We start from the raw sequence: 8716 nt of genomic DNA, 5'->3' as shown, positions 1-8716 counted from the left end.
GGTAGGTCTGGCCGGAGAGGTTGGCGTCTGCGGCGACCTGCCAGCCGGAGAGGTAGATGGCGCGGAGTCCGGCCTTGACCTGCTGCACTGCCTGGTTTCCGGTCAGTGCGCCCAAAGCGTTGGTGTAGCCGCCCGTGGGGGCTCCCTCGGTGAGCTGCTTCCAGAGCTTCTCCGAACCGCGGCGGGCCAGGGTGTGCTCTTCGGAGACGCGACCGCGGAGGCGGACGACGTCGGTGGCCGAGTAATCGCGGGTGACGCCTTCCCAACGCGGGTTGGCGGACCATTCAAGTTCCAGCGCTGCGGCCTGCTGCTCTGCGGACTGCTCTGCGGGTTCAAATGATGCGGTCATTTTTATCTCCTATGTGGTGCCCGGGCCGGCCTCCGCTGCGCCTTTGCTGCGTCGGCCGGCTTGTCCGGGATCTGTATTTCTTTTCGTAAGACCTACTTTTCTGCACTTCCAAGAGGGTTACTAGAGGAAAAGCGTGGAAAGAAATGCACTTCTTCGCGTATTCTCAAAAAACGGCCTTTGGCCAAGAGTCACGCGAGCCCTCGTCGCGAAATGCCGCGGTAACGCTCACCCAACGGACCCATTTACTACCAACCAGAAGGAGAACATTGCCCCGGTGTGGCTGTTCGAGCGCAGCGTCTTCAAGCCGATCGGCTTTCGCCTGAGCGCAGATCACTCAGGAAAGTCATCGATGGCCGCCGGACAGCTACTCAAGGCGAGGCAGACTGTCATATAGCCCGATATGAGAGGTCATGGGCGGTGAGCTACCACGCCAGATGACGTAGAGGGCCTACGGCTGTGGGCCGTCGGCATTTACCTCCGCGAACCATTCGTGCCGATCTTTGTCGACGCGCCCAGGTGCTCACCTGTCAATACTCCGGGATCTGCCGGAGCGACGATTGCACGCCGGCCTTTGCTGCGGTTTCGGGGAGTGCGAAGTAATTGACCAAGCAGAGGACCACTATCGCCGTCATGTAGTAGGCAACGAATATGAGATGCCTGACGTGAGAGTTTAGAGTGCTGGCTTCACAGAGTTAGCTGAGTTCCAGCCGCGTTGTGTGTGGGGTTGCCTTGCCGTCATGTCAAGGCAACCCCCACAGGTAGCGGCAAGTGAGGCCCTGACGGGGACCAGACACCCCTAGGGCTGGCCGGCCCAGAGGATACGTTGATGCGGGTCAGCGCGCATGCCAGACCAAAAGCTGAACCCGAGGAGCGGCAGCTTTTTAGGTAACGGATGCGCCTCTATCATTCAAATGCTTTTGCGGTGCCGGGTTGGTGGGGAAAGATGAGCAGCGCGCTGGTGGCGGTGGCGAGGAGCTTTCCGTCGGTGGTGCTGAGGCGGCCCTCGGTGAAGATGACCCGCGGCCCGGATTTCACCACTGATGCATCTGCGCGTAGTGGACCCTGCTGGAGTGTGATGGGTCGCAGGTACTTAACCGCCAAGTCGATGGAGGTGTAACCAATTCCCGCATCCAGGATGGTGTGTGCTGCGCAGCCGAGGACTGTGTCCAGGAGTGTGCATGCGAGGCCGCCGTGGACCATTCCGAGGGGGTTATAGTGCGCTTCGCCAGGTGTGCACTGGAACTCGACCTGTCCGTAGCTCGCGTTGATGAACTCGAATTTCATGAGCGAAGCAATCGGCGGCGGGTCGATGCTGCCGTCGCGGAGGCCGGAAAAGTATTCCAGGCCCGACAAGTGGGGAAGTTTCTCCAGTGCGATTGCCGGATCAATCCAGGTAAAGGTTTCCGAGCGTTGTGCCGGGGTGTTCGCTGCCACCGGGGATTCCTCCTTGGGGCTCTGTGGGCTGGGGATTGCTGTGGTCATGCCGGGGTGTTGGCGGCCAGGGCGGCGTCAGATAGCAATGGCATGGATTCTCCTGATCCTAGAAAGGCGGCGACGTGCTTGTCGTGACCTTGGAACATCACAGTAACTGAGTAGGTTGGATTCTCCAACTAACTCATATACTCGAGGAAAGGTACTGAAAGCAGAGGAACGATTGAAGAATCCAGCCGACAAGACAGCAGATGGCCCCAGAGCGTGTTTCATTGCGACGGGCCTCGGGGTCCTGGGGGAGAGGTGGGCGCTGCTGGCGCTTCGTGAGATGTCCTTGGGCGTTCACCGGTTCGATCAGATCGCTGGAAATACCGGCGCGTCCCGCGACATCCTGGCAGGCCGCTTGCGCACTCTCGAAAGCCACAGCGTGATCGAGCGTGTCCAATACTCCGAGCGCCCTCCGCGCTACGAGTACCACCTCACAACCTCAGGAGCCGAAGTCGCGCCCATCCTCATTTCACTGGCAGCGTGGAGCAGCACATGGATGCGCGACGAGACACCCCGCTCCTCCTACCGGCACACTTGCGGGGCCGACCTGAAACCGGTGTTGTCGTGCGCTGAATGCGGGGACGAGTTCACCCCAGGAAGTCTGATGTTCGGGCCGCTCGTGTCAGCGGCCGGCGCGGATCCGGCGTCGTAGCAGTAACAACAAGGGCCGAACAGAGCCTGATGATGAGATCGTCGTTATTCGAGACCATCCGTGAAACGTTGGTTGGGTGAATGCTTACCCGGCGAGGTATTCGAGGCATTTCTGGCACCCGGCGCTGCTGCCCAGGAACGCGGGGTTCTTGATAGGCCAAAAAGCGTTCGCGCGGATAGGTCCGGCGGCCTAAACCGAGGTGCAATCGTCGTCGTGAGTGAATTCATAGACGCTTGAGCGAAGCCTGCTTGAAAATCGCCGGGACGCGCTTTACCGTCCGCCGCGGTCGGCTGCGCATCGTTGAAAGATGGTTGTCATCGGTAGGCTGCTGGTTTTGAACTGTGTGGTGGGCCTTTGTTCAGCTCTTGGGCTTTTCTGTCGCCGATCAACGCCGCATGTTCGAGCCCGCTATCCGGCGGAGCCGTTTGCGTGCAGCCTTCTCACTCGGTGACACCCGCCCTAGCGCAATGTGCACGAGGACAAGGGCCACCCGGGCTGCCGCCTTTATGGGGAGTGGTAGGGGGCCAAGGGTTGGTGTCCTGACGCCAAGCAACTTCCGGTACTTTGGCTCCAGGCTCATCACGGCGGCTGCGAAAAGCAAGTGGTAACCCGGCCTGAGTAGCGAGTGAAGAGGCGGATTGCGAATGAACGACACGGTTTCTTTAACCCTCTCATCAGCTACGAGCTCACCGTTGTCGTACCATCGCTCCAGCTGTTGGCGCATGTCCTTTTCGGTCATCGGCGGGGACTCGACTCCCATAAGAAGTCCAGCCGTGGCCCATTCGCTCACGTATGCATCCGGTCCACCGGGGATCCTGCCTCCCCAGAGTTTGTGGGCGCTGAGGAAGGCGTCGGTGTAGGTTATGTGGACCCAGAGAAGCAGTTCAGGATCGTTCGCCGCATACCGTCGGGGTCTGCCACTTCTGTCCATGTACTCACCGTGGACGTGCTGATGCAGGCGGGTTACCCAGTCGGATGCTGAATGTGCAGCTGCTGTCGATCCGTATGAGACGGTAAAGACCCACCGGATGGTCCCTGCCAGTCGCCCCAACGGGTCTGCCCGGAAGCGCGAGTGATCGTTTACACCCGCAAGGGCTCCGGGGTGAAGAGTCTGCATGAGTAGCGCCCGGATTCCGGCGATAATGGTTGACATGCTTCCGTGAACGGCCCAGACGGCCGAACCAGGCAGATAGTAGCCGTTGTCGTCACCATCGGCCAGACGGAGCACCCAATCGGGGGTGGCATCCGGAGTGCCTGTAAAAGCCCGTTTGAGCTCACCCTGCCATCGCTTGTAGAAGTTGTGCATTACTCCTCCATTCGTTCCGGGAACCGCTTCGCCATCCACTCATGAGCTTGCCGCGTTCAGGTCGCTAAGAAAGACCGCCGTTTAGGACTTGGCCCGGGCGGCGGTGGGGCTCTGGGCTGTAGTCCGTCGGGGCTTTTCCCTTCGGCCGAAGGGTCCGCAGCTTATGGTGCTGCTTGGGCAGTTGCGTCATAGCCATTCGAAACGCATCTACCAGCCTGCTGCGGGTAGCACCGGGCAAACAGCTTGGAGCAGCGAACTCCTTGTCTTTTATGAAACACTCTATTACAGTTCGTACCAATGATGTTTCGCATTGGTCTTTTCGATGACGAGGGAGCCTGCCATGCAGTCGACAAATGAGAACGCACTTACACCGGAACTTACCAAGCTGTATTCGGATTTTGAGGCCAACAGCCTCGCCCCGCTCTGGACGCAGCGCGATGACCTGATGCCCATGGTGCCTGAGTCGGATGCCGTTCCCTTTGTGTGGAGGTGGCGCACTCTGTTCGACATCGCCGAGAGGAGCGGGGAGCTCGTGCCGGTTGGGCGCGGCGGAGAGCGCCGGGCAATCGGCCTTGCCAACCCCGGGTTGGTGGGCACCGCGTATGCCACTCCCACCCTATGGTGCGCCATCCAGTACCTCGGTGGACACGAGACCGCACCCGAACACCGCCACGCCCAGAATGCCTTCCGTTTTGTCGTTGAGGGCGAGGGAGTCTGGACTGTAGTGAACGGTGACCCCGTCGCCATGAGACGCGGGGACCTCCTCCTGACTCCAGGATGGAACTTCCACGGTCATCACAACGACACCGATAAGCCAATGGCGTGGATCGATGGCTTGGACGTTCCCTTCTCCAGGTACATGGATGTGGGCTTCTTCGAATTCGGGTCTGAGCGCGTCACCGATGAAGCATCTCCGTCCGTCTCTCGAAGCGAGAGGCTCTGGGCCCATCCCGGCCTGCGCCCGCTCTCGGAGCTTGACAACAAGACCTGTTCGCCGCTTGCAGCATACCGATGGGAATATACCGACGCTGCCTTGCGCGAACAGCTGAGGCTTGAAGACGAAGGCCATCCAGCGACTGTCGAGCAAGGACACGCGGCCATCCGCTATGTAAACCCGACAACAGGCGGGGATGTCATGCCGACTCTGCGCTGCGAGTTCCACAGGCTGCGGGCAGGCGCGGACACACCCACCCGGCACGAAGTTGGCTCGTCAGTCTGGCAGGTTTTTGAGGGAACCGGAACAGTTGTACTCGGGGGCGTTGAGACCAAGCTCGAAAAAGGCGACCTTTTTGCCGTGCCCAGTTGGGTCTCATGGTCTTTGCATGCGGATACGGAATTTGACCTCTTCCGCTACAACGATGGCCCGATCATGGACCGTTTGAATTTTTCCAGGACCTTCATCCCCGGCGCTAAAAACTAGCTCGCAACCATCTCTGGGCGCCAGGCCCTCATGTCTGCGCACCCTCCCAGGCAAAAAGGAACTTCCAATGGCTGCCCGAACAGATAAGGCAACTGATCAGGACCTCGTAGCTGACCTACTCCTCGCCCGACGTGGTCAGGCCTTTTATAACCGTGCTCTAAAGCAGGCCGGGGACAAAGAGCTGGATGATCCATCGCTCGTCCCCGGCTGGAGCCGACGCCGACTGATTGCGCACGTGGCATTGAATGCCCGCGACATAGCTCTCCTTGCCGACGATGCTGAGAGTGGCAGCTCAACTCTCGTGACATCCGAAGCGCGAGTGAATTCTGAGGCTGCGTTTGCCTCGACGCTTCCACCGCAGTCGCTGAGGAACCTCTCAGAACACGCTGCCGTTCACCTGAGCGTTGCATGGCGTGATTTGAGGGACGATCGGTGGTCACTGGCTGTACAACGAGACAATGACGCCGTCACGTTGAAGGCCATGGTGTGGTTGAGGGCGCGGGAAGTGTGGCTTCGAGCCCTGGACCTGAATACGGGATTGTCCTTTTCATCCTTGCCCCACCAGTTCGTCTCCCGAATATTGTCGGACCTCTCTGAAGACTCGGGCTTGACGGTACAGGTCCGTGAGGAGTCCACGATCATGTCCGGCCTTGATGTTCAGCCAGTATCAGCCTATGAATGGGCGCACCAGAGGCAGCGGTCTGCATATGAGCTCGCCAAATGGGCATCGGGCAGAGGCATACTCACAGCGTCGAACGGCAGGGTGTTGTCGGAGCGACGGTTGTGGGTCTAGGCCCCGAAGCCACCACGGGCGAGGCTTTTTGTGCCAGAGATCATGAAAACGGCCTTACGTCTATCGCTCAGGGCGGCGTAACCCCGGAGCGACACGGCAATTCTTACCAACGGCGTTAGCATGTAAAGAGCAATGGAGGCCGGTCGGGCCGGCTAGTTGTACTGCTCAGGGAGGTTGTTTAGCCGGCTGACGGGTGGCCTGTTCCCGAGTGCGATGTGGGGCCTGTGGTGATTGTAGTAGTGAATCCAGCCGGGTAGGGCTTCTCTGCGGGTTGTTTCGGTGCCGTAGAACTTGGCGTAGGCCCAGCCGTCGTTGAGTGTGCGGTGGAACCGTTCGATTTTTCCGTTGGTCTGGGGCCTGTAGGGGCGGGTTCGTTTCGCGGTGATGTCCAGCTCGGCGCAGGCGGCTTTCCAGGCCTTGGAGACGTAGGCGGATCCGTTGTCCGAGAGCACCCGTGTGGTGATGATCCCCTGCCCGGCGAACCAGGCCACGGCCCGCTGGAGAACGGCGACGGCAGTGACGGCTTTCTCATCGTGGTGGATTTCAGCGTAGGCAACACGGGAGTAGTCATCCAAGACCGTGTGAACGTAGGCGGTGCCGTTTCTGGGGTGTTTGCTGGAGCGGGTGTAGCCGCTGCGCGCCGCTGAGGTTCTGGAATTCTTTCCGCCCTCGACCTGCCAAGGTAGCGGTGGCCGCCGCCGTCGGGGATGTTCCCGAACTTGGTGACATCGACGTGGAGCATCTCGCCTGGGGCCGTGCGTTCGTAGCGGCGGATCGTTTCGCCGGTGAGCCGGTCGATGTAGCGCAGCCGGTTGATCCGGCAGCGGACCAGGACGGCGTGCACGGTCGAGGCCGGAATGCCTAGCCGCCCGGCGATCTGCACCGGCCCCATCCGCTTGGGCCATCGCAGGGCAACGATGCGCTTGACCAGTTTCCCCGGGGTCCGGTTGGGGCTGCGGCGGGGACGGGATGACTTGTCCTCCATTCATTCGGGCACGCGTTCGAGGTAGCGGGTGAACCAACGTTTAGCGGTGGGCCAGGAGACCATGTAGTGCTTGGCTGCCTCGGTGATCGTCCAATGCTGTTCAACGACCAATTGGGCGAGCTTCAAACGGGCTTTTGGGGTCAACATTGCGTTAGCGTGGGACACGAAGGCCTCCTAGGTGTGCAGCGGTTTCTTAGACTAGACAGCTCCACTCCACACCTAGGAGGCCTTCGTCATCCCGGAAATCTCACGCCGTGTCCTCACACGGCCTCAACCAACCTCCCCGGGCAGTACAGCTAGTCGGATCGACTAGCCGGCCGTCGCACTGACCACGATCCGGCGGTCCGGGGAGTGTATGCGACCTCGGTTATTGCTCAATGGCCTGCCGCTGCCTCCCCACCGGGAAGCGACTATCTCGGCGGCTATGGAGACTGCAGTCTCTTCTGGAGTCCGTCCACCAATGTCCAAGCCAATCGGGCTTGCCACGCGGGAAATCTGCTCTTCCAGGAGTCCCACACTTAGCAGCCGGGCGACCCTGTCTTGATGGGTGCGCTGAGAGCCCATGGCCCCGAGATAGCCGATGGCCGGGAGCCGCAAAGCTACATCAATGACCGGCACATCGAACTTTGGGTCGTGAGTCAGGACACACAAAACAGTATTGGCGTCGATGCGCCCGGCAGAGGCCTCATCTTCCAGGTATTTGTGAGGCCATTGGACGACCACAGCGTCGGCGCTCGGGAAGCGGGCGGGTGTGGCAAAGATAGGCCGCGCGTCGCATACGGTTACGTGATAGCCAAGAAACTTCCCTTGCTGAGCAAGAGCTGATGCAAAATCAACTGCACCAAATACGATCATTCGCGGCTTAGGGGCGAATGAATTCACGAAGATCTGCACTCCCGTGCCGAGCCGCTGGCCCTCCGGTCCGTACGTCAGGATTGAAGACGTGCCGGATGCAAGGAGTCCACGTGCATCGTCAGCGATGACGTTGTCTGCCCTGGGATCTCCTGTGGTTCCCCTGACGCGTCTAGCATCGATGACCAAATGACGTCCAACGGAGTTTGGCTCGGGACTGGCGATTACGGTAGCCAGGGCCACTGGCCGGTCAGCGCCGATGGCGGCCGCGAGGGAATCAAGTTCGGGGAAGCTTTCTCCCGTGACGGGTTCCACGAAGACGTCCAGCATGCCTCCGCATGTAAGGCCGACGGCAAATGCATCGTCGTCACTGAACCCGTAGGTCTCCAACTCGGGCTTCCCCGATGCCAGTACGGCAGCCCCGAGTTCATAGACCGCCCCTTCAACGCACCCGCCGGATATGGAACCGACGGCACTTCCGTCATGAAGGCGAAGCATCGAAGAACCCTCCGGGCGGGGGGCGGAGTGCTGCGTCCGAACGACCGTTGCCAGCGCCACCGGCTGTCCCAGGGCGAGCTGTCTGGAGAGCTCGGAAATGACTTCCTTCATGCTGTTGTCCCGCCTTTCATGTTCCGCGCTCAGTGCCAAAGCTGCGATCCGGCTCCTGGAACGTCAAGCCCTTTGCAGCATGCGTTGGCCGTCAGGATCCACACTGTCCCCGACCGCGATCGGATTTTTTTTGAAACATCTCATAGACGAACGTATTTCGTAATGATACGCTAATTATGCCAAAGGGGGCAAGGATCGAAAGGACGATACGAGCGCCAATGTCGACGCATCTATATCGCACTCGGAGCCACGGGGCTCGACACTGTTTGTC

Annotated in this window: 6 protein-coding genes and 2 pseudogenes; 3 read left to right on the top strand and 5 right to left on the bottom strand. The window is 60.2% G+C overall.

Going from position 1 to position 8716, the window contains the following annotated elements; translation table 11 throughout:
* Both HP499_RS01360 and HP499_RS01355 read right to left on the bottom strand, forming a co-directional pair.
* A pseudogene (locus HP499_RS01360) lies at positions 1–349 on the bottom strand (isocitrate lyase); the annotation flags it as partial.
* A gap of 903 nt (positions 350–1252) precedes the next feature.
* Complete coding sequence (locus HP499_RS01355; RefSeq protein WP_172322176.1) at positions 1253–1831, bottom strand: PaaI family thioesterase; 579 nt, start codon at positions 1829–1831, stop codon at positions 1253–1255.
* A 172-nt stretch (positions 1832–2003) separates the two neighbouring features.
* Between HP499_RS01355 and HP499_RS01350 the strand changes: the two genes are divergently transcribed.
* Positions 2004–2480: a helix-turn-helix domain-containing protein gene (locus tag HP499_RS01350; RefSeq protein WP_172322175.1), complete on the top strand. Its 477-nt coding sequence runs from the start codon at positions 2004–2006 to the stop codon at positions 2478–2480.
* Between the two features lie 385 nt (positions 2481–2865).
* Here HP499_RS01350 and HP499_RS01345 read toward each other — a convergent pair whose 3' ends face one another.
* The gene (locus tag HP499_RS01345) at positions 2866–3786 is read right to left on the bottom strand and encodes an oxygenase MpaB family protein (protein WP_172322174.1); all 921 of its coding nucleotides are present in this window, start codon (positions 3784–3786) and stop codon (positions 2866–2868) included.
* A gap of 340 nt (positions 3787–4126) precedes the next feature.
* On the opposite strand from HP499_RS01345, the gene HP499_RS01340 reads away from it, so the two are divergent.
* Positions 4127–5206: a cupin domain-containing protein gene (locus HP499_RS01340; protein ID WP_172322173.1), complete on the top strand. Its 1080-nt coding sequence runs from the start codon at positions 4127–4129 to the stop codon at positions 5204–5206.
* 67 nt (positions 5207–5273) lie between these two features.
* Positions 5274–5999: a maleylpyruvate isomerase family mycothiol-dependent enzyme gene (locus HP499_RS01335; RefSeq protein ID WP_172322172.1), complete on the top strand. Its 726-nt coding sequence runs from the start codon at positions 5274–5276 to the stop codon at positions 5997–5999.
* A gap of 152 nt (positions 6000–6151) precedes the next feature.
* On the opposite strand, the pseudogene HP499_RS01330 reads toward HP499_RS01335, so the two are convergent.
* Both HP499_RS01330 and HP499_RS01325 read right to left on the bottom strand, forming a co-directional pair.
* A pseudogene (locus tag HP499_RS01330) lies at positions 6152–7149 on the bottom strand (IS481 family transposase).
* Between the two features lie 144 nt (positions 7150–7293).
* A complete protein-coding gene (locus tag HP499_RS01325; RefSeq protein ID WP_172322171.1) occupies positions 7294–8445 on the bottom strand; it encodes an XdhC family protein in 1152 nt (383 codons plus the stop codon).
* Between the last annotated feature and the right edge of the window lie 271 nt (positions 8446–8716).

Source organism: Paenarthrobacter sp. CM16 (genome assembly GCF_013179505.1).
Lineage (GTDB): Bacteria > Actinomycetota > Actinomycetes > Actinomycetales > Micrococcaceae > Arthrobacter.
This window is presented reverse-complemented; position numbering and strand designations above follow the sequence as displayed.